The organism is Pseudomonas sp. QD4, from assembly GCF_049199125.1.
Taxonomy (GTDB): domain Bacteria; phylum Pseudomonadota; class Gammaproteobacteria; order Pseudomonadales; family Pseudomonadaceae; genus Aquipseudomonas.
On record NZ_JBLZOM010000002.1, the window covers coordinates 1006469 to 1027397 of the forward strand.

Annotated in this window: 20 protein-coding genes and 1 pseudogene; 11 read left to right on the plus strand and 10 right to left on the minus strand. The window is 62.0% G+C overall.

Going from position 1 to position 20929, the window contains the following annotated elements; all coding sequences use genetic code 11:
- Position 1 precedes the first annotated feature (1 nt).
- From ACOZJV_RS15565 to rlmF, 3 genes are all read left to right on the plus strand, one after another.
- Positions 2–418: a DNA polymerase III subunit chi gene (locus tag ACOZJV_RS15565; RefSeq protein WP_421547993.1), complete on the plus strand. Its 417-nt coding sequence runs from the start codon at positions 2–4 to the stop codon at positions 416–418.
- A gap of 256 nt (positions 419–674) precedes the next feature.
- Positions 675–3521, plus strand: a complete 2847-nt coding sequence (locus ACOZJV_RS15570) for a valine--tRNA ligase (RefSeq protein WP_421547994.1) — start codon at positions 675–677, stop codon at positions 3519–3521.
- A gap of 130 nt (positions 3522–3651) precedes the next feature.
- Positions 3652–4674 carry a 23S rRNA (adenine(1618)-N(6))-methyltransferase RlmF gene (gene rlmF / locus ACOZJV_RS15575; RefSeq protein ID WP_201129576.1) on the plus strand — a complete coding sequence of 341 codons (1023 nt, stop codon included), beginning with the start codon at positions 3652–3654 and terminating at the stop codon, positions 4672–4674.
- A 62-nt stretch (positions 4675–4736) separates the two neighbouring features.
- On the opposite strand, the gene ACOZJV_RS15580 is transcribed toward rlmF, so the two are convergent.
- Complete coding sequence (locus tag ACOZJV_RS15580; protein WP_003440137.1) at positions 4737–5018, minus strand: HU family DNA-binding protein; 282 nt, start codon at positions 5016–5018, stop codon at positions 4737–4739.
- Between the two features lie 395 nt (positions 5019–5413).
- Between ACOZJV_RS15580 and yejK the strand changes: the two genes are divergently transcribed.
- Entirely contained in the window at positions 5414–6418 is a 1005-nt protein-coding gene (yejK, locus tag ACOZJV_RS15585; protein ID WP_078469944.1) for a nucleoid-associated protein YejK, read from the plus strand.
- Complete coding sequence (locus ACOZJV_RS15590; RefSeq protein ID WP_078469943.1) at positions 6418–6768, plus strand: glutaredoxin family protein; 351 nt, start codon at positions 6418–6420, stop codon at positions 6766–6768. The genes yejK and ACOZJV_RS15590 overlap by 1 nt, the downstream gene beginning before the upstream one ends.
- A gap of 24 nt (positions 6769–6792) precedes the next feature.
- On the opposite strand, the gene ACOZJV_RS15595 is transcribed toward ACOZJV_RS15590, so the two are convergent.
- From ACOZJV_RS15595 to ACOZJV_RS15615, 5 genes are all read right to left on the minus strand, one after another.
- Complete coding sequence (locus ACOZJV_RS15595; protein ID WP_421547995.1) at positions 6793–7728, minus strand: glutathione S-transferase family protein; 936 nt, start codon at positions 7726–7728, stop codon at positions 6793–6795.
- Between the two features lie 87 nt (positions 7729–7815).
- Positions 7816–8136, minus strand: a complete 321-nt coding sequence (locus ACOZJV_RS15600) for a GIY-YIG nuclease family protein (RefSeq protein WP_421547996.1) — start codon at positions 8134–8136, stop codon at positions 7816–7818.
- A gap of 53 nt (positions 8137–8189) precedes the next feature.
- Entirely contained in the window at positions 8190–8660 is a 471-nt protein-coding gene (locus ACOZJV_RS15605) for a nuclear transport factor 2 family protein (protein WP_078469940.1), read from the minus strand.
- Between the two features lie 99 nt (positions 8661–8759).
- On the minus strand, positions 8760–10076 hold the full coding sequence (locus ACOZJV_RS15610) for a CynX/NimT family MFS transporter (protein ID WP_078469939.1): 1317 nt from the start codon (positions 10074–10076) through the stop codon (positions 8760–8762).
- Positions 10066–10725 carry a FadR/GntR family transcriptional regulator gene (locus ACOZJV_RS15615; RefSeq protein WP_421547997.1) on the minus strand — a complete coding sequence of 220 codons (660 nt, stop codon included), beginning with the start codon at positions 10723–10725 and terminating at the stop codon, positions 10066–10068. The genes ACOZJV_RS15610 and ACOZJV_RS15615 overlap by 11 nt, the downstream gene beginning before the upstream one ends.
- Before the next feature lie 166 nt (positions 10726–10891).
- Between ACOZJV_RS15615 and ACOZJV_RS15620 the strand changes: the two are divergent.
- Positions 10892–11203 (plus strand): annotated as a pseudogene (locus ACOZJV_RS15620) (type II toxin-antitoxin system MqsR family toxin).
- Complete coding sequence (locus ACOZJV_RS15625; RefSeq protein WP_421547998.1) at positions 11200–11682, plus strand: type II toxin-antitoxin system MqsA family antitoxin; 483 nt, start codon at positions 11200–11202, stop codon at positions 11680–11682. The pseudogene ACOZJV_RS15620 and the gene ACOZJV_RS15625 overlap by 4 nt, the downstream one beginning before the upstream one ends.
- 59 nt (positions 11683–11741) lie before the next feature.
- Here ACOZJV_RS15625 and ACOZJV_RS15630 read toward each other — a convergent pair whose 3' ends face one another.
- From ACOZJV_RS15630 to ACOZJV_RS15645, 4 genes are all read right to left on the minus strand, one after another.
- The gene (locus tag ACOZJV_RS15630; protein ID WP_003171943.1) at positions 11742–12506 is read right to left on the minus strand and encodes an amino acid ABC transporter ATP-binding protein; all 765 of its coding nucleotides are present in this window, start codon (positions 12504–12506) and stop codon (positions 11742–11744) included.
- 10 nt (positions 12507–12516) lie between these two features.
- Entirely contained in the window at positions 12517–13614 is a 1098-nt protein-coding gene (locus tag ACOZJV_RS15635) for an amino acid ABC transporter permease (protein WP_078469935.1), read from the minus strand.
- A gap of 10 nt (positions 13615–13624) precedes the next feature.
- A complete protein-coding gene (locus ACOZJV_RS15640) occupies positions 13625–14806 on the minus strand; it encodes an amino acid ABC transporter permease (protein ID WP_078469934.1) in 1182 nt (393 codons plus the stop codon).
- Between the two features lie 65 nt (positions 14807–14871).
- A complete protein-coding gene (locus tag ACOZJV_RS15645; RefSeq protein WP_020298417.1) occupies positions 14872–15900 on the minus strand; it encodes an amino acid ABC transporter substrate-binding protein in 1029 nt (342 codons plus the stop codon).
- Positions 15901–16368: 468 nt separating this feature from the next.
- Here ACOZJV_RS15645 and ACOZJV_RS15650 point away from each other — a divergent pair, with 468 nt between their 5' ends.
- From ACOZJV_RS15650 to ACOZJV_RS15665, 4 genes are all read left to right on the plus strand, one after another.
- Complete coding sequence (locus ACOZJV_RS15650; RefSeq protein ID WP_421547999.1) at positions 16369–17025, plus strand: alpha/beta hydrolase; 657 nt, start codon at positions 16369–16371, stop codon at positions 17023–17025.
- Between the two features lie 96 nt (positions 17026–17121).
- Positions 17122–18615, plus strand: coding sequence for an ATP-dependent RNA helicase RhlB (rhlB, locus tag ACOZJV_RS15655; protein ID WP_078469932.1), 1494 nt, complete (start codon positions 17122–17124; stop codon positions 18613–18615).
- Positions 18616–18759: 144 nt separating this feature from the next.
- Positions 18760–19737 (plus strand): ornithine cyclodeaminase family protein, encoded by a 978-nt coding sequence (locus tag ACOZJV_RS15660; RefSeq protein WP_421548000.1) that lies wholly within the window; start codon positions 18760–18762, stop codon positions 19735–19737.
- A 41-nt stretch (positions 19738–19778) separates the two neighbouring features.
- Positions 19779–20906, plus strand: coding sequence for an NAD(P)/FAD-dependent oxidoreductase (locus ACOZJV_RS15665; RefSeq protein ID WP_421548001.1), 1128 nt, complete (start codon positions 19779–19781; stop codon positions 20904–20906).
- Positions 20907–20929 lie beyond the last annotated feature (23 nt).

The following is a 20929-nucleotide window of genomic DNA, read 5'->3' on the forward strand; positions in this document are numbered from 1 at the left end:
GATGGACACTCCAAAACCGCAGCAAAAGTCCGCGCACCTGCTGGACGACCTCGAGTCGATCCGCCAACTGCTCGGCGATGACAACCTGCAACCGCCGCTGCTCACTGAGACCGTGACCGGCGACGTGCAAATCCCCCTGCTGTTCGACATGGTCGGCGGCAAGCAGCCCGAGGCCGCCGTTGAGCCCGCCCCCGCCGCATCCGTCGAGGCGCCAACCCCTACACCAGCGCCCACCCCGGCAGTGGCAGCACCTGCCGCCAACTCCGGCCCGGACGCCCTGCTGCACCTGGATCGCGAGCTGCGCGCCGCAGCGCAGTTGATCATGCAAGACGTGATCGACGACTTTGCCCCCCATATCGAAACCGAAATCAAACGCCGCCTCGAAGCACGTATGGAACGGCTGCTGAATAACCTTTAGCGCCTGCCGAGCTTGCGAGGCTGCGCGGGTCATCCGCAACGCTCTTGTTCCATCAGGTAGTTCTCTAGCGTCAGTCCCGACCAGCGCAGCCTGCGGCAGCGGCTACAGGCCGATTTCGTAGGCGCCGCTGACCACAAGCAACGCCACTGCTTTCCCGGTCACGCCTGCGCATGCGGCTGGCCGGTAGCTTGCTGGCGGGCGCCTCCGCTATACTTGCCGGCTTTCCTGAATAAATGCCAATAGGGTCCCGCCGCGCATGGATAAGACCTACCAGCCGCACGCCATTGAAACTTCCTGGTACCAGACTTGGGAGTCCGAGAACTACTTCGCCCCGCAAGGCGCGGGCGACTCCTACACCATCATGATTCCGCCGCCGAACGTCACTGGCAGCCTGCACATGGGCCATGGCTTCAACAACGCGATCATGGACGCCTTGATCCGCTTCCGCCGCATGCAGGGTCGCAACACCCTGTGGCAACCGGGTACCGACCACGCCGGTATCGCCACGCAAATGCTGGTAGAGCGTCAGATCGAAGCCCAGGGCCAGAATCGTCATGACCTGGGTCGGGAGAAATTCCTGGAAAAAGTCTGGGAGTGGAAGGATCAGTCCGGTGGCAACATCAGCCGCCAGATCCGCCGCCTGGGCTCCTCCGTGGACTGGAGCCGCGAGCGCTTCACCATGGACGACGGCCTCTCGGAAGCAGTCAAAGAAGCTTTCGTACGCCTGCACGAAGACGGCCTGATCTACCGCGGCAAGCGCCTGGTCAACTGGGACACCAAGCTGCACACGGCGATTTCCGACCTCGAAGTGGAAAACCACGACGAGAAAGGCTTCCTGTGGAACCTCAAGTACCCGCTGGCCGACGGCGCCAAGACCGCTGAAGGCCAGGACTACCTGATCGTCGCCACCACCCGTCCGGAAACCATGCTCGGCGACTCCGCCGTGGCCGTGAACCCGGAAGACGAGCGCTACAAGGCCCTGATCGGCAAGTTCGTCGAACTGCCGCTGGTAGGCCGTCGCATCCCGATCATCGCTGACGACTACTGCGACCCTGAATTCGGCACCGGCTGCGTGAAGATCACCCCGGCCCACGACTTCAACGACTACGAAGTCGGCAAGCGCCACAACCTGCCGCTGCTCAACATCTTCGACAAGAACGCTGCCGTGTTGTCGGCCTGCCAGGTGTTCAACCTGGATGGCACGCTCAACGAAAGCATCGACGGCAAGATCCCGGCCGAGTACGCCGGCCTCGACCGCTTCGAAGCACGCAAGCAGATCGTTGCCGCATTCGACGCCGCCGGCCTGCTGGTCAGCGTCGATGATCACGCCCTGAAGGTGCCCAAGGGCGACCGCTCCGGGACCATCATCGAGCCGTGGCTGACCGACCAGTGGTATGTCTCCACCAAGCCCCTGGCAGAACCTGCCATCGCGGCGGTGGAAGACGGTCGCATCGCCTTCGTGCCGAAACAATACGAAAACATGTACTTCTCCTGGATGCGTGACATCCAGGATTGGTGCATCAGCCGCCAGCTGTGGTGGGGCCACCGGATTCCGGCCTGGTACGACGAGTCGGGCAAGGTCTACGTAGGCCGCGATGAAGCCGAAGTACGGGCCAAGCACAACCTCGGCCCGGACGTTGCCCTGCAGCAGGATAACGACGTGCTCGACACCTGGTTCAGTTCGGGCCTGTGGACCTTCTCCACCCTGGGCTGGCCGGAGCAGACCGACTTCCTCAAGACCTTCCACCCGACTGACGTGCTGGTGACCGGTTTCGACATCATTTTCTTCTGGGTTGCCCGGATGATCATGCTCACCATGCACCTGGTGAAAAACGAGGACGGCACACCGCAGGTTCCATTCAAGACCGTTTACGTCCACGGCCTGGTCCGCGATGGCCAGGGCCAGAAGATGTCCAAGTCCAAGGGCAACGTCCTGGACCCGCTGGACATCATCGACGGCATCGAACTCGAAGCCCTGGTGCAGAAACGCACCACCGGCCTGATGCAGCCAAAACTGCAGAAGTCCATCGAGAAGCAGACCCGCGCCGAATTCGCCGACGGTATCGCCAGCTATGGCACCGACGCCCTGCGCTTCACGTTCTGCTCCCTGGCGTCCACCGGTCGCGACATCAAGTTCGACATGGGCCGCGTCGAGGGTTATCGCAACTTCTGCAACAAGATCTGGAACGCCGCGCGCTACGTGCTGGACAAAGGTGAAGACTGCGGCCAGAACGGCGAGGCCTACGAGCTCTCCCTGGCGGATCGCTGGATCATCTCGCAGTTGCAACGCACCGAAACCGAAGTCACTCGCCAGCTCGACCAGTTCCGTTTCGACCTGGCTGCCCAGGCGCTGTACGAGTTCATCTGGAACCAGTACTGCGACTGGTACCTGGAACTGTCCAAGCCTGTGCTGTGGGACGAGAACGCGCCGGTCGAACGCCAGCGTGGCACCCGTCGCACCCTGGTCCGAGTACTGGAAGTGGCCTTGCGTCTGGCTCACCCGTTCATGCCGTTCATCACCGAAGAAATCTGGCAGCGCCTCGCGCCGCTGGCAGGTAGCACGGGCAAGACCATCATGCTGCAGCCTTGGCCGGTGGCTAATGAAGCACGCATCGACGAGGCCGCCGAAAGCGATATCGAGTGGCTCAAGAACCTGATGCTCGGCACCCGCAACATCCGCGCCGAAATGAACATCGGTCCAGGCAAGCCGCTGGCGGTGTTCGTGAAAAATGCCAGCGCCGAAGATCAGCGTCGTCTCACCGAGAACGATGCACTGCTCAAGAAGCTGGCGAAGCTGGAGTCGATCACCGTATTGGCTGCAGGCGCAGAAGCACCGCTGTCCGCCACCGCCCTGGTCGGCGAGATGGAAGTGCTGGTGCCCATGGCGGGCCTGATCGACAAGGGCGCCGAACTGGCACGCCTGGACAAGGAAATCCAGCGCCTGCAAGGCGAAGTGCAGTGGGTCGGCGGCAAGCTGTCCAATGCCTCGTTCGTCGACAAGGCCCCGGCCGAAGTCATCGACAAGGAACGCGCCAAACTGGCCGAAGCCGAACAGGCTCTGGGCAAGCTGGCTGAGCAGCACGCACGGATTTCCAGCCTGTAAGGTGGGGCCCGAGTGAAAAAAGAGACCTTCGGGTCTCTTTTTTTATGGGCGGCCACTTTTGACCGGGCTTGCCCAGGAATATGGGACAATAGCCGCCACTTTTGAAACAAGCCCAGAATCGACGCAGCCCATGACCGCCCCCAGCACACCCAAAGCACCGCGCAAAAAGCCAAAACCCGCCACCCCGGCCAAGGCCGTCGTGCCCCGGAAAGAGGCCACCCTGCACCCGCGTAACCGCCACCAAGGCCGCTACGACTTCCCGGCCCTGATCAAGACCACGCCGGAGCTGGCGCAGTTCGTGATCATCAACCCGTACGGCAAGGAAAGCATCGACTTCGCCAGCCCCGACGCGGTACGGGTGTTCAACCGCGCGCTGCTCAAGGCCTTCTACGGCATCAAGCACTGGGATATCCCGGCCGATTACCTGTGCCCGCCGGTGCCAGGGCGTGCCGACTACGTGCACTTCCTCGCCGACTTGCTGGCCAGCGTCAACGAAGGCGTGATCCCCCGTGGCGCGCCGGTCAAGGTGCTGGACATCGGCATGGGCGCCAACTGCGTCTACCCGCTGATCGGCTACAGCGACTACCGCTGGCACTTCCTCGGTTCGGAAATCGACCCGACAGCCGTGGCCGCCGCCAAGGCGATCGTGCAGTCCAACGGGCTGAGCAAGGCCATTCAACTGCGCCAGCAAAGCAATCCCAAGCACATTCTGCTGGGCCTCCTGGAGCCGGGCGAGCGCTTTGACCTGACCATGTGCAACCCGCCCTTCCATGCCTCCATGGACGAAGCGACCAAAGGCAGCGAACGTAAATGGCGGGCCCTGGGCCGCGCCGACCCGAAACGCAAATTGCCAGTGCTGAACTTCGGCGGCCAATCGGCTGAACTGTGGTGCGAAGGTGGCGAGGCGCGGTTTGTGACCCAGTTGATCGCAGAGAGCGCACACTTCCAGCACAAAGTGCTGTGGTTCAGCACCCTGGTGTCGAAAGCGTCCAACCTGCCGGCGATTCAGACTGCGCTGAAGAAGGCCGGGGTGCTGGAGAGCCAGGTGGTGGAGATGTCCCAGGGGCAGAAGCAGAGTCGTTTTGTCGCCTGGACCTTCCAGACGCCGAGCGAACAACAGATCTGGCGCCAGCGCTGGGTGCGCAAGGACTAAAAGCTGCAGGCAACAAAAAACCGTGCCCGGATCGCTCCGGAGCACGGTTTTTTTGCTGCGTCTTACTTGTTAACAGCGTCGGTCAGGCCTTTAGCCACGACCAGCTTGATAACTTTCTTGGCAGCGATTTCGATGGCAGCGCCAGTCGATGGGTTACGGCCAGTACGGGCAGGACGCTCGGTCACTTTCAGCTTGCCGATACCTGGCAGAGTGATTTCGCCGCCATTTTCCAATTGATCAGCAACGATTTGGGCCAGTTGGTCCAGTGCGTTACGCGCGGTGGTTTTCGGCGCGTCGATAGCTTCAGCGATATCAGCGATCAGTTGGTCTTTAGTAATAGCCATTGTGGTGTTCCTTCCCTATCAAATTCATTTGGATTGCAGAGTGCAGTGTCAGCCATCGAGCCAGATCTTTTGGATCTGGCACCCCGGTTACAACCACGACAGATCGGGGTTATAGATACCGAAATCAGGGTTTGGTTCGACCTGACAAATGCTGAATGCACGCTTAACGCTGATACATCGCGTAAGACGGGGCAAAACTAGCACAGAGACGGGGAAATATCCGCCTCTACCTAGCCATTTGGTCAGCTTTATTGCTCTAAATCCGTAAAAAATTGCATAAGCCCCGGGGTCGGGCCATTCCTGTCCCGGCAAACACCGCCAAAACCAGCAGGTGCGGTACACTGGGCACTTTTTCGGGGAGCCCGCCCTCCCCCAGCCAACCAGCCGAGAAGCCCATGCCGATCCGTCATTGCATCGTCCACCTGATCGACAAAAAACCCGACGGCACCCCTGCAGTTCTTCACGCCCGCGACTCCGAACTGGCCGAGTCCGCGGCGATCGAAAACATGCTTGCCGACCTCAACGAAAGCTATAACGCCAAACAGGGCAAGGCCTGGGGTCTGTTCCATGCCGAATCCGGGGCGCACCCCTTCAGCGGCTGGCTGAAGGAATACCTCGATGGCGGCAAGGACTTCACCGCATTCAGCCGGGTTGCGGTCGAGCATCTGCAGAAGCTGATGGAAGAGTCCAACCTGTCGGTCGGCGGCCATGTGTTGTTCGCTCATTATCAGCAAGGCATGACCGACTACCTGGCGATCGCCCTGCTGCACCACAGCGAAGGCGTGGCGGTCACCGACCAGCTGGACGTGACCCCCTCGCGCCACCTGGACCTGGGCCAACTGCACCTGGCCGCGCGGATCAACATTTCCGAATGGCAGAACAACAAGCAGTCCAAGCAGTACATCTCGTTCATCAAGGGCAAGAACGGCAAAAAGGTCTCGGAATACTTCCGTGACTTTATCGGCTGCCAGGAAGGCGTCGACGGCCCCGGCGAAACCCGGACCCTGCTCAAGGCCTTCAGTGATTTCGTCGAAAGCGAAGACCTGCCCGAAGAAGATGCCCGGGAAAAGACCAAGACCCTGGTCGACTACGCCAGCAGCCAGGCCAAGCTCGGCGAACCCATGGGCCTGGAAGAGCTCTCGGAGCTGATCGACGAAGACCGCCCCAAGGCTTTCTACGACCATATCCGCAACAAGGACTACGGCCTGTCGCCGGAAATCCCTGCCGATAAACGCACCCTCAATCAGTTCCGCCGCTTCACCGGGCGCGCCGAGGGCCTGTCCATCAGTTTTGAAGCCCACCTGCTGGGCTCGAAGATCGAATACGACGAAGAGGCCGGGACCCTGATCATCAAAGGCCTGCCGACCCAACTGACCGATCAGCTCAAACGGCGTAACTGATGGTGGGCGGCGTACTGAAAAAGGTACTGCTGATCCTGCTGGTGGTAGTCCTGTATCAGAACTGGGGCAAGATCGAACGCCTGTTCAACCCGTCGGGGATGGCATCGGAGCAGGTCCGGGCCAACGCCCGGGTCGTGCTCTATGCCACTGACTGGTGCGGCTACTGCAAGGCCACCCGGCGCTTCCTCGATCAGAAGGGCATTGCCTACCGCGAGTTCGATATCGAAAAAGACGCCCAGGCGCGCAGTGCCTATGAGGCCCTGGGCGGGCGCGGCATTCCGATCCTGGATGTCAACGGTAGCTTGATCCGCACCTATGACCCCGAGGCCATCATGGCGGCGCTGAAGTAACAACGCGCCGCCATTTGCCCTCGCTTACTGGGCTTCGATGCGAAAGCCCAGGCGCGGAAAGTGCACATGCACCACACCGCCACGGGGGTCTTCGCGACGCAGGATCAGTTCCTCGCTACCCGCGAACAACAACTCCCCCAGCACCGGGTCGACGCCGTAGTCGGTCGCCGCAATCAGCACCTGCTGCCCGGGCTTGAAGCCATTGGGGTCGATGAACGGCTCGGCCGGCAGCGCCGCCGGCGTGGCCGTGCGGGCTACCTCCAGCGCTTCCTCGGCGCTCATGTCGCTGGCGGCGCCATGGCCGAAGCCCATTACCCGCGCGTGCCAGGCGCTTACCGCAGGGTAGGCATCGACCAGAGGTGCAGTGACCGGCGTCGCCTTGAGGAACCACAGCGGATGCGCCAGGGCGAAGTCGGCAATCGAGGGCTCGCCGAACAGAAAGTCGCCCTGCTCGCGCTGCAGTTGCTGCTCGAGGCGAGCCATGAGGGTCGGCCACTGATGCTTGGCCTGCTCAGCAGAGACGCGGGTGGCACTGCCGCCACTGAACAGCCCGGCGCGGTCTGCGAGAAAGGCCTTGATCGCTTCCGGCGACAACTTGCCAAAACGCACGGCGACCGATTCCGGCTGGAACACCAGGCTCACCGCATGCTGGAACACCACCGAATCGGCCCACGCGGCGAACGCGGCAACCACCAGTTCCTGGCCTTCGGGGTACAACGTCGGCGCGGCCTTCTCCTGCTCCAGGCGACGGGCGATCAGGGCGGTGTCGCAATAGATATCGGCCCCCACCTGCAACACCGGCGTCTTGCGATAACCACCGGTCAGCGCCGTCAGATCAGGTTTTGGCATCACCGGGGAGATCTTCACCGAGCGCCAGGACAGGCCCTTGAAGCCCAGCAGCAGGCGTGCTTTTTCCGCAAAAGGAGAAGTCGGGTAATGATGGAGAATCAACTCTGACATGCTGCAGTCCGCCGGATAAGTAGGAAAAACCAGCTTAGCGCGCAAATCCCCGGCGGCCTACAGATGCGCCTGATGGGAACTTATCAGTCAGGGTGATAAGCCCGGGGAGGCCGAGGCCACCAGGCATTCCTTGGCGCTTTTTCGAAGCTTTTTGATCAGCCGCTCCTGGCGCAACGCATCACTCTTGTCGCGGCAGACTTCGGTGTACACCAGGGCCACCGCCGGGCTGGAAAGGAAGAAGCGCGCGCCCTTGCCGCTCTGATGCTTGGCAAAACGCTTGTGCGGGTCGTCGCTGATGCCGCAGTACAACGAACCGTTGGCCGCCCTGACCAAGTACACAAACCAGGGTTTGCTGGCCACGGCGGCAGGTTCGGGTTCGGCGCAGGGGATTGGGCTGGGGGTGCTCACGTGACGATCAGGGCTTGTGGATAACAAGCCGCGATCTTAGCAGAGGACGCGCCTCAACGACCGGCCTGGAACGCCTTCAAGCCTTTCAGGGCCTGGCCGCGAACTGCGTTTTTGACCAGCGGCGTCCAGCCCAGCAGCAGGCCCTTGGTGCCCAACGCCTGCCGCGCCCAACGCCACAGGTCGAAGTGATCGTGGTGCTCGCAGATCTTGCCGTCACGAAACACGAAGCGCGCCTGGATATCGTTGACCACGATGTTGCCGGTCTGGCTGAACAGGTAAGTCGCGACCCAGTGCGCGCCGCCGGTGCGCTCATCGGCGCGGACGTTGTCGAACGTCAGGGAAAAGTCCTTGGCCCGGGTCGTGAGCAGGCGCCACATGTCGCCGGCATCGCGCCCGCGCAACTCGCCGAAGGCCGGGTCGCTGAACAGCACATCGTCGGTATAGCAGGCAGCCATGGCCTCGGCATCCAGGCGCTGGAACGCTTGATAGAAGGTGGTAATCAAGGCGCTGTGGGCATCACTCATGGGCAGGCTCCGAACGATCAAAATATGATGCGCACAATAATCTGCCCACGCGCAGAACACTATCGGCATTCGTGGCGGGAATACCGAGAGTAGTGCGGGTCAGATTTTTTCGCTTTCGACCTGCACAAACAGCGAGCGACCGGCACCCAGGCCGGCAGCGATGGCCCCCAGGCCGATCACCCCGAAGATCCAGCCCAGGGCCGTCCAGCCGCCGGTCCAGTCGTGCACCAGACCGACTGCGAATGGCCCCATCGAGGCCAGGGTGTAACCGATGCCCTGGGCCATGCCCGACAGGTTGGCCGCCACATGAGCGTCGCGAGAACGCAGCACAATCAGGGTCAGGGCCAGGCTGAACGTCCCTCCCTGCCCCAGCCCGAGCAGGATCGCCCAGCCCCACAGCCCGTCGATCGGCGCATACAGGCAACCGAACAGGCCGCCCAGGGTCAGCAGCATGACAATCACGATCGCCAGGCGCTGGTCCTTGCCACGGGTCGCCAGCCAGGGCGCCGCCAGGGAGCTGGCCAGTTGCACGATCACCGAACCGGACAACACCAGCCCAGCCTGAGTCGGGGTCAGGCCACGGCCAATCAGAATCGACGGCAACCAGCCAAAAACGATGTAGGCCAGGGATGATTGCAGGCCCATGTAGAGGGTCACCTGCCAAGCCAGGGGGTCCCGCAACAGGCCGCGCACGCGGTAGGCCGCATGATGTGCGCCCTGCTTCTTGCCGACCTGGGGCAGCCAGAACACTGCCGCCACCAGCGCCGGCAGCACCCAGAACCCCAAGCCCATGGCCCAGCTATCACTGAAATGATGGCTGAGCGGCACCGTGGCCCCGGCCGCCATGGCCGCGCCCAGGCACAGCGCCATGGTGTAGACCCCGGTCATGGTGCCAGCGTGCTTGGCAAAATCGCGCTTGACGATGCCCGGCAACAGGACGCCGATCACGCCGATGCTGGCGCCGGCCAGCAGGCTGCCGGCAAACAGGCCGAACTCGCCAAGGCTGCTGCGCAGGATAATCCCGCCCGCCAGGGTCAGCAGAATCCCCAACACCACCCGCTCGGCCCCGAAACGCCGCGCCAGCAGCGGTGCCAGGGGCGCGAACAGGCCCAGGCAGAGCACCGGCAAGGTGGTCAGTAACCCGGCCTGGGCCGCTGACAGGCCGAGGCTTTTAGAAACGTCGCTGAGCAGCGGCGCCATGCTCGACAGCGCCGGACGCAGGTTCAACGCCACCAGGATCAAGCCCAGCAACAACAGCCAAGGGCGGCGCAGCACCGGGTGGCTGTGCTGGACCTGCTCGTCATCGGCCTCGGCGTCGATCAGCAGTTCTTCAAGTTCCGGCGTACGCCGGCTGGGGGATGGCGTGGCGTTGTCGGCCTGGTGACTGGACATGGGCTTCTCGGTATCAAGGTTCATTGATCAACTGCCGGGAAAGGGCTTTGGCCCGCTCCGGGTCACGCTGTTCCACCGCATCGAGCAGTTGCACATGCAGGTCGAAAACCTGCTGACGCCGTGGAGAAATATTCAGGGTCTTGCGCAACTGGGCACCGACCACGCTGGAGAAGTAGCGGTACAGCTCGCTCAGGGTCGGATTGTGCGCGGCATCCACCAGCAACCCGTGGAACACCAGGTCGCAGGCAATGTAACGGTCCAGGTCGCCGTGATAATGCGCACCGCTGACCGCGAGCGCTTCGCGCAGGGCCCTGAGGTCCTCATCGGTGCGGCGCAACGCGGCCAGGCCAATGGCCTCGACTTCGAGAATCTGCCGCGTCTCCCGAGCCTGCTCCTGGGTGCAGCCGGACAGCGCCTTGAGGGTGTCCAGAGGGTCGGCCAGGGCACGCAGGTAACTGCCATCGCCCTGGCGGATCTCGATCAACCCGGAAAACGCCAGCACGCGCATGGCTTCACGCACGGTATTGCGGCTGATGCCCAGTTCGGCAGCCAGTTCCGGCTCGGTAGGCAAGCGCTGACCAACGCTCCAGGCGCCATGATTGATGCGCAGGCGCAGTTGCTCCAAGGCCTGGTCAACCAGGGAGCGTTTCACCAACGGGGAAATATCTGACATAAACCTCAGCCTTTCATCCAATCATCGGACGAATTTTCTGACATGTTAGTCAGCTTCATCTGAGAAGGCAAAAGGTTAGGGTTACGGAGCAGGCAATCTGGGAAAAATTCGATTGCTTAAAAAACCCTTTGAGGGTAATTTCCAGCCACGCAATGCAAGGTGTCTTATGGAAAAGCACACAGCGCATTACCACCTGTCAGTGGTCAAGGCCGAGGTTTTGCGGCTCGGCGCCAGAGCCTTCACCCGATCCGCCCTGGAGGGCGGTCGAAGGCTCGGCCTGAGCCTTGGGCACATGCAGCGCATCGTCTGCACCCTGAAGCCCGCCATGCTCGACAAATCCATGACCAGCTACGCCGACCATCAACTCTGGCAGGACATCTAGCACGCAACACACCAGGGCCTGGAGATCTACATCAAAGTGACGTACCGCCCAGGCGGTACCGCTCCGGTGATCTCCTTCAAGGAGAGAAACACATGAACCGACAGCAATGCATGAGTTGCGGCTCCCCCGATGAGATGAAGCCGTTCAACCATCGCAGCGAAATCATCGACTACAAGCACCTGACCCGCCCGGTGCATGACCTGGCAGGCTGGGAATGCCAGGTCTGTGCCGAAGTCGAATTCGACGCTGACAGTGCAGATCGCTACGCCGCCGCCGGCGATCAGCTGATCGAGGACTGCCGGCAATTGATCGCCGCCGAGATGAAACGCATGCGCCGCAAACTGCACCTCTCGCAAAAGGAGGCCGTGCAGCTGCTTTCCGGCGGTGGACACAATGCCTTCTCCCGCTATGAACGGGGTGAAGTCGCGCCGCCCCAGCCACTGCTGATGCTGATGCGCCTGCTCGATCGCCACCCTCACCTGCTGGCGGATGCCCGCGAATTGAGCGAGGCCGGCGACCTGCAGCAACTGCTGTTCGCACGCCACCCGCCGCACGAAACCACCCTCGCCAGCTGAACCCCAGGCAAAAATAAACCCGGCGCCAGGCCGGGTTTATCGTCAGACACCGGGCTCGATCAATGCAGGATCTGGCTCAGGAACAACTTGGTGCGATCGTTTTGCGGATTGTCGAAGAAGTCGTTCGGCGCGGCCTGTTCGACGATTTCGCCCTTGTCCATGAAGATCACCCGGTTGGCCACGGTCCGGGCAAAGCCCATTTCGTGGGTCACGCAGAGCATGGTCATGCCGTCTTCGGCGAGGCCGATCATGGTGTCCAGCACCTCTTTCACCATCTCGGGGTCGAGGGCTGAAGTCGGTTCATCGAACAGCATGATTTTCGGTTTCATGCACAAGGCGCGGGCAATCGCCACACGCTGCTGCTGACCGCCGGAGAGTTGCCCCGGGAATTTGTGCGCCTGCTCTGGAATGCGTACGCGCTCCAGGTAGTGCATGGCAATTTCCTCGGCCTTGCGCTTGGGCATCTTGCGCACCCACATCGGCGCCAGGGTGCAGTTCTGCAGGATGGTCAGGTGCGGGAACAGGTTGAAGTGCTGGAACACCATGCCCACTTCACGGCGGATCGCTTCGATCTGCTTGAGGTCATTGGTCAGCTCCACGCCATCGACCACGATGCGGCCCTGCTGGTGTTCTTCCAGGCGGTTGAGGCAGCGGATGGTGGTGGACTTGCCCGAGCCCGAAGGCCCGCACAGGACGATACGCTCGCCCTGTTTGACGTTGAGGTTGATGTCTTTCAACACGTGGAACTGGCCGTACCACTTGTTCACGCCCTGCATCTGGATAATGCCTTCAGGGCTCACAGGCTGTTTGATCGCTTCACTCATGAAAAAACTCCTAACGCTTGTGGCCAGTGTCCAGCTTACGTTCCAAATGCATGGAGTAGCGGGACATACCAAAACAGAAAATCCAGAACACCAGGGCCGCGAACACATAGCCTTCAGTGGCCATGCCCAGCCATTTCGGATCGGCGGCGGCTTGTTTGACGCTGTTGAGCAGGTCGAACAGGCCGATGATGATCACCAGGCTGGTGTCCTTGAACAGCGCAATGAAGGTGTTGACGATGCCGGGGATCACCAGCTTCAGGGCTTGCGGCAGAATCACCAGGCCCATGCTGCGCCAGTACCCGAGGCCCATGGCCGCAGCCGCTTCGTACTGACCTTTGGGAATCGCTTGCAGACCGCCCCGTACCACTTCCGCCACGTAGGCCGACTGGAACAGGATCACGCCGATCAAGGCCCGCAGCAGTTTGTCGAAGTTCATGCCTTCAGGCAGGAACAGCGGCAGCATCACCGACGACATGAACAGCACGGTAATCAGCGGTACGCCACGCCAGAACTCGATGAAGGTCACGCAGACCACACGAATCGCCGGCATGTTCGAGCGCCGCCCCAGCGCCAGCACGATGCCCAACGGCAAGGCCCCGGCAATACCGACGGTGGCGATGACCAGGGTCAGCATCAGGCCGCCCCATTGGCTGGTTGCCACGTTGGTCATGCCGAAGATGCCGCCATGCAGCAGGAAGTAGGCAACGATCGGGTACAGCACCAGAAAGCTCAGGCCGTAGATCGCCTTGCGCGGGAAGCGCGAGACGAACAGCGGCGCCACGCCCACCACCGCCAGCCACACAGTCAGGTCCACACGCCAGCGCAGGTCCTGCGGGTAGTAGCCGTACATGAACTGGCCGAAGCGCTGCTGAATGAAGACCCAGCAGGCGCCCTCCTTGGTGCAGTCGGCACGCGTGGTGCCGACCCAGTTGGCATCGAGAATCGCCCAATGCAGGATCGGCGGCACCACCAGGTAAATCAGGTAGAACGCAAACAGGGTCAGCAGGGTATTGAGCCAGCTGGAGAACATGTTGGCGCGCATCCACGCCACCACCCCGATGCTGCTGCTCGGAGGGGGCATGTCAGGTTTGAATGTATGAGTTGTCATGCGCGTTTCCTCACCGCTCGATCAGCGCAATGCGCTTGTTGTACCAGTTCATCAGCAGGGAAATGCTGATACTGATCGCCAGGTACACGCTCATGGTGATGGCAATGACTTCAATCGCCTGCCCGGTCTGGTTGAGCACCGTGCCGGCAAACAACGAGACCATTTCCGGATAACCGATACCGGCTGCCAGCGAGGAGTTCTTCGCCAGGTTCAGGTATTGGCTGGTCAGCGGCGGAATGATCACCCGCAGCGCTTGCGGAATGATCACCTTGCGCAGCGTTGGGCCGTTGCGCAGCCCCAGGGAGCGTGCCGCCTCGGTCTGGCCGTGGCTGACCGACTTGATCCCGGAACGTACGATCTCGGCGATAAACGCCGCGGTGTAGACGGTCAGGGCCAAGGTCAGGGCCAGCAGCTCCGGGATCAGCACCCAGCCACCGACGAAGTTGAAGCCTTGCAGCTTTGGCAATTCCCAGTGCAGCGGCGCGCCGAAGATCAGCGCGCACAACCCGGGGATCACCAGGATCAACGCCAGGCCGGTCCAGAACTTGTGGAACGGCACGCCGGTGGCCTCGAAGCGCTTATTGGCCCAGCGGCACATCAGCACAATGGCGACGATGGCCAGCACCACGCTCACCACGAATGGCCAGAACCCGTCTGCCGCCTGGGCGGCCGGCATGTTCAGGCCACGGCTACTGACAAAGAAGGTGTCACCGAAGTTGTGGCTGTTGCGCGGCCCCGGCATGGTCAGGAACACCGCGAAGTACCAGAACAGAATCTGCAGCAACGGCGGGATGTTGCGGAATACTTCCACATACACCGTGGCCAGCTTGCTGATGATCCAGTTCTGCGACAGACGCGCCACGCCGACGATAAAGCCGAGAATGGTCGCCAGGATCACCCCGATAAAGGTCACCAGCAGGGTATTGAGCAAGCCGATGACGAACACCCGGGCATAGCTGTCCGATTCGGTGTAGTCGATCAAATGCTGCGCGATGCCGAAACCGGCGCTGCGCTCGAGAAAGTCGAAACCCGAGGTAATGCCCCGGTGCTGGAGGTTGGTTTGGGTGTTGTTGAACAGAAACCAGCCCAGCGAGACCACCGCCACAATGGTGATGATCTGGAATAACCACGCACGCACTCGTGGATCGCTGAGACTGAGCCTCTGCTTTGGTGCGCCGATTGAATTTTGCATGAAGTGCCCCAGAAATAATGGAACAGAACATCACCCGGTGGTTGGCCCACCGGGTGATAGAACCATCAGCGCACTGGTGGTGCGTATTGGATGCCGCCGTTGTTCCACAGCGCGTTCAGGCCGCGGTCGATGGCCAGTGGTGTGCTCTTGCCGAGGTTTTTCTCGAACACTTCACCGTAGTTACCTACTTGCTTGACGATCTGTACTACCCAGTCCTTCGGCAGTTTCAGGTCTTTGCCGTATTCACCGTCCGCACCCAGCAGACGTGCAACATCGGGGTTCTTGGTGGACTTGGCTTCGGCTTCGACGTTTTTCGAAGTCACACCGGCCTCTTCGGCATTGAGCATGGCGAACAGGGTCCATTTGACGATGCTGAACCATTCTTCGTCGCCTTTACGCACGACCGGGCCCAGAGGCTCCTTGGAGATGGTTTCCGGCAGAACGACGTAGTCGGTCGGGGTCGCCAGCTTGCTGCGTTGTGCGTACAGCTGGGATTTGTCGGAAGTCAGCACGTCGCAACGACCGGATTCCAGCGACTTGGCGCTTTCATCGGAAGTGTCGAAGGTGATCGGGGTGTATTTTAGGCCGTTGCCACGGAAGTAGTCGGAAACGTTCAGCTCGGTAGTGGTACCGGCTTGGATGCAGATGGTTGCACCGTCCAGTTCCTTGGCGCTTTTGACGCCCAGCTTATTGTTCACCAGGAAGCCGATGCCGTCGTAGTAAGTCACGCCGGCAAACACCAGGCCCATGCCCGAATCGCGGGAGCTGGTCCAGGTGGTGTTGCGCGACAGCACGTCGATTTCGCCCGATTGCAGCGCGGTGAAGCGCTCCTTGGCGTTCAACTGGCTGAATTTGACCTTGGTCGCGTCGCCAAATACGGCGGCCGCAACAGCCCGGCACACGTCAGCGTCGATGCCCAGGATCTTGCCGGTGGCGTCCGGTACCGAGAAGCCCGGCAGACCGTCGCTCACACCGCACTGCACAAAGCCTTTTTTCTGCACTGCATCAAGGGTCGCACCCGCCTGCGCGAAGCCGCTCATACCCAGTACCGCGGCTGCCGTGACGACGGCCAGGGTGGATTTCAACATCTTCATTCAAACCTCCAGTTTTGCTCTTGTTGTGTCGGAGCTTGAGTCCTGCCGCACCCTTATGAGGCGCTGTTGACCCTGTGCTGGCTTTTTTTAGGGTCAAGCGGCGTAAGACCTTCGCTATGAGTCTAGTAGGATAAATCCCCGTAACGGAGCCCCCACATCTCACCAATCGGCCGAACGGGCTGTAGCCCTTTCATGTTCGCGAAGCCCGTAGCGGCCAGTGGCGAACGTCCATCACCGGATTTTTGCTATGCCCCAGCCAGCGGCAGCCTGATAGTGTTACCGCCGGGGGTAAGTGCAATCACTTCGATATCCCTGTTAGCAAAGCCCGTACCATATTCAGCGCTTAAGCGTTTCAGCCAATGGTCAATAGCAAAACGTTCAACCTTGCGACATCTTCTTCACAGATCAACATGCTGCGCACCTTGACCACGCACCTATTCAGCGCGCACGCACAACAATGGAGCAACCATGACCGAACCCTTGATTCTTCAGCCCAGCAAGCCCGTCGACGCCTGTGTTATCTGGCTCCATGGCTTGGGGGCAGATCGCTATGACTTCCTCCCGGTGGCCGAAATCCTGCAGGAAACCCTGCTGACCACCCGCTTCGTGCTGCCCCAGGCACCGACCCGCGCCGTGACCATCAACGGCGGTTATGCCATGCCCAGCTGGTACGACATCCTGGCCATGAACCCGGCCCGCGCGATCGACCGCGACCAGCTCGATCAGTCGGCAAAACAGCTTATCGATCTCATCGAACAACAACGGGCCGGCGGAATAGACGCCTCGCGGATTTTCCTCGCAGGTTTCTCCCAGGGTGGTGCGGTGGTGCTGCACACGGCCTTCCTGGAGTGGCAGGGCCCCCTGGGCGGCGTACTTGCCCTCTCGACCTACGCCCCGACCTTCAGCGACGAACTGCAACTTTCGGCCAGCCAACAGCGGATTCCGGTGCTGTCGCTGCATGGGCAATACGATGAAGTGGTGCAGAACGCCATGGGGCGGACCGCTTATGAGTATTTGAAACAGCATGGTGTCACCGTGACATGGCAGGAATACCCAATGGGCCATGAGGTGTTACCCGAAGAAATTCGCGACATCGGCGTCTGGTTGAGCGAGCGTTTACGCTAAAAACGAAACTTCCTGTAGTCCGAGACCCAACACACTACGCCGCGCCCGATTCTTGCATTACACTGCCCGGCGTACATTCCTTAACCAATTGATGAGATGACCGTGCTCAAAGCACTCAAGAAAATCTTCGGTAAAAGCGAGGCTGAGCAGCTCGCGCCAAGCTCCAGCGTCCCCTCCCCCAGCCCCAGCAGCCATCATGAAGGCCGTCAATCGGGCCGGACCGCGCCAGCTACCGCAAGCCAAAAAGAGCCGGTGACCACACCCGCCGCCCCTGCTGTTGCAGCCCCATCGACTCCCGCCCGCAGCGAAAAGCCCAAGGCCGAACAACCTCGTCGTGAGCGCGCGCCAAAGCCGGCCGTCAGCACCTGGAAACTCGAAGACTTCGTCGTCGAGCCCCAGGAAGGCAAGACCCGCTTCCACGACTTCAAGCTCGCCCCCGAGCTGATGCATGCCATTCATGACCTGGGTTTTCCTTACTGCACGCCGATCCAGGCGCAGGTCATGGGCTTCACCATCAATGGCCAGGACGCCATCGGCCGGGCCCAGACCGGCACTGGCAAGACCGCCGCGTTCCTGATCTCGATCATCACCCAGCTGTTGCAGACCCCGCCGCCGAAAGAGCGCTACATGGGCGAGCCACGGGCACTGATCATCGCGCCGACCCGCGAACTGGTGGTCCAGATCGCCAAGGACGCCGCCAGCCTGACCAAGTACACCGGCCTGAACGTGATGACTTTCGTCGGCGGCATGGACTTCGACAAGCAGCTCAAGCACCTCGAAGCCCGCCACTGCGACATCCTGGTCGCCACCCCGGGCCGCCTGCTGGACTTCAACCAGCGCGGCGACGTGCACCTGGACATGGTCGAAGTGATGGTGCTGGACGAAGCCGACCGCATGCTCGACATGGGCTTTATCCCCCAGGTACGGCAGATCATTCGTCAGACTCCGCCGAAAAATGAACGTCAGACCCTGCTGTTCTCCGCGACCTTCACCGAAGACGTGATGAACCTGGCCAAGCAATGGACCACCGACCCGGCCATCGTCGAGATCGAATCCGAGAACGTGGCCAGCGAAAACGTCGAACAGCACATTTATGCCGTGGCCGGCGCCGACAAATACAAACTGCTCTACAACCTGGTCACCGACAACGGTTGGGAGCGGGTCATGGTCTTCGCCAACCGCAAGGACGAAGTCCGGCGCATCGAGGAACGCCTGGTACGCGATGGCGTGAATGCCGCCCAACTGTCGGGCGATGTACCGCAGCACAAGCGCATCAAGACCCTGGAAGGTTTCCGCGAAGGCAAGATCCGCGTGCTGGTGGCCACCGATGTGGCAGGTCGCGGGATCCACATCGACGGCATCAGCCACGTGATCAACTTCACCCTGCCGGAAGTACCGGACGACTACGTGCACCGCATCGGGCGTACCGGCCGGGCCGGGGCCAACGGTGTGTCCATCAGCTTCGCCGGTGAGGACGACTCCTATCAGCTGCCATCGATCGAAGCCCTGCTGGGGCGCAAGATCAGCTGCGAAACACCGCCCACCGAGCTGCTGCGCCCCGTGGAGCGCAAACGCCCGCAAGCGACCTGAGGCACGGGCAGCGCCCGAAGCCTCTGCCCTGAAGAAAACGCAGCCCCACCAGGCTGCGTTTTTTTTCGCCTGGCGATTGCCGAACAAAACTAAAAGTCCATAATAGACAAATTAGTTTATATCCACTGCCGTGGGAGCCCCCGCATGTCCAGCACGCCTTATGTGATTGCCCAACCCCAAGCCCGCGAACTGCTGGCCCAGGTCGATGTGCCGCAGATCCTGCGCAAACTGTTTATCGACCTGGCCGCCGGGCGTGCGGTGCAACCGGCGCAGCAACTGGTGGAATTCCCCCAGGGGGCCGGCGACTTCATCAACTACCTGGGGGTGCTGGCCGATGATCGGGTGTATGGGGTCAAGACCTCGCCCTATATCGTTCGCGCCGAAGGCCCGCTGGTCACCGCCTGGACCCTGCTGATGTCCATGGACAGCGGCCAGCCGCTGTTGCTGTGCGATGCCGGCGAACTGACCACCGCCCGCACCGCCGCCACCACGGCCGTGGCGGTGGACGCCCTGGCGCCTGTCGACGCCCGCCAGCTGTGCATCATCGGCAGCGGTCCCGTGGCCCTGGCCCACCTGCATTACGCCAAAGGCCTGCGGCCATGGCAGACCATCCGCCTGTACTCGCCGAGTCTCGCCAGCACCAGCGCAGAACAACAGGCTCGGCTCCAGGCCCTGGACCCGCGGCTACAAATTACCAGCAGCCGTGAACAGGCCCTGGCCGACGCGGATGTGATCATGCTCTGCACCTCGTCCGCCGGGCCGGTCATCGACCCAGCGCAACTGAGCCGTCCGGCGTTGATCACTTCCATCAGCACCAATGCGCCACGGGCCCACGAGGTGCCGCCGCAAAGCCTGGGCCAGATGCAGGTGTATTGCGACTACCGCCAGACCACACCGGACGCCGCGGGCGAAATGCTGATCGCCAGCCAGCAGCACGGCTGGCACAAGGAGGCGATTGTCGGCGACCTGGGCGAATTATTCAGCGGCCAGGCCCCGCGCCCGAACGCCACCGGCTCGGTGTTTTTCCGCTCCATCGGCCTGGGCCTGGAGGACATCGCCCTGGCCAATGCGCTGTACCGCTTGCAGCTCAAGGCTGACGCAGCGCCAGCGCCCGCCCGATAAGCGCGGCACCCGGCCCTACCCAGACTTTTCCGGAGACACCCATGCCTCAGGCAGACTTCATCATCATTGGCGGCGGCATCGCCGGGGCATCCACCGGCTACTGGCTGTCAGGCCATGGCCGGGTCGTGGTGCTCGAGCGCGAGTCGCACCCGGCCTACCACTCCACTGGGCGCTCGGCGGCCCTGTATACCGCGGCCTATGGCACCGCCCAGGTGCGGGCCCTGACCCTGGCCAGCCGCGCGTTCTTCGACGCGCCGCCCGCCGGTTTCTGCGAACACCCGCTGCTGACGCCGCGCGGGGAGATGACCGTGGACTTCAACGGCGACCCGCAAGAGTTGAACAATCAGTACCTGAGCGCCAAGGCCTCGGTGCCGGAGATGCAACTGCTCAGCGCCGACCAGGCCTGCGCGCGCCTGCCGATCCTGCGCCGGGAAAAAGTCCACGGCGCGCTGTATGACCCCAGCGCCAGCGATATCGACACCGACGCCCTGCACCAGGGCTATCTGCGCGGTATTCGGCGCAACCAGGGTGAGCTGCATACCGACTGCGAAGTGCTGTCCCTGGCGCGTGACGCCCAGGGACTGTGGCACGTGACGACCGCCAACCAGACCTTCAGCGCGCCCATCATCATCAACGCCGCCGGCGCCTGGGCCGACCAGATCGGCGCCATGGCCGGCGCCCGGCGCCTAGGGCTGCAACCCAAGCGCCGCGCAGCCTTTATCTTCGCCGCACCCGAAGGCCTGGATATCCACCATTGGCCGATGCTGGTGAGCCTGGATGAGTCGTTCTACATGAAGCCCGATGCCGGGATGTTCCTCGGCTCGCCGGCCAACGCCGACCCCGTCGAACCCCATGACGTGCAGCCCGAAGAACTCGATATCGCCATGGGCATCTACCAGATCGAAGAAGCCACCACCTTGAGCATCCGCCGCCCGATCCGCACCTGGGCCGGCTTGCGCAGTTTCGTCAGTGACGGTGACCTGCTCTCGGGGTTCGACCCAAAGGTTGCGGGGCTGTTCTGGGTCGCCGGCCAGGGCGGTTACGGCATCCAGACCTCACCGGCCATGGGCCAGGCCAGCGCCGCACTGGTACGTGGCCTGCCCCTGCCCGAACCACTGACCCGCTTTGGCCTGGAGGCCGCCATGCTCTCCCCTGCACGCCTGGGCTGAAGCCTGGCTCAGGTGACGCGCCC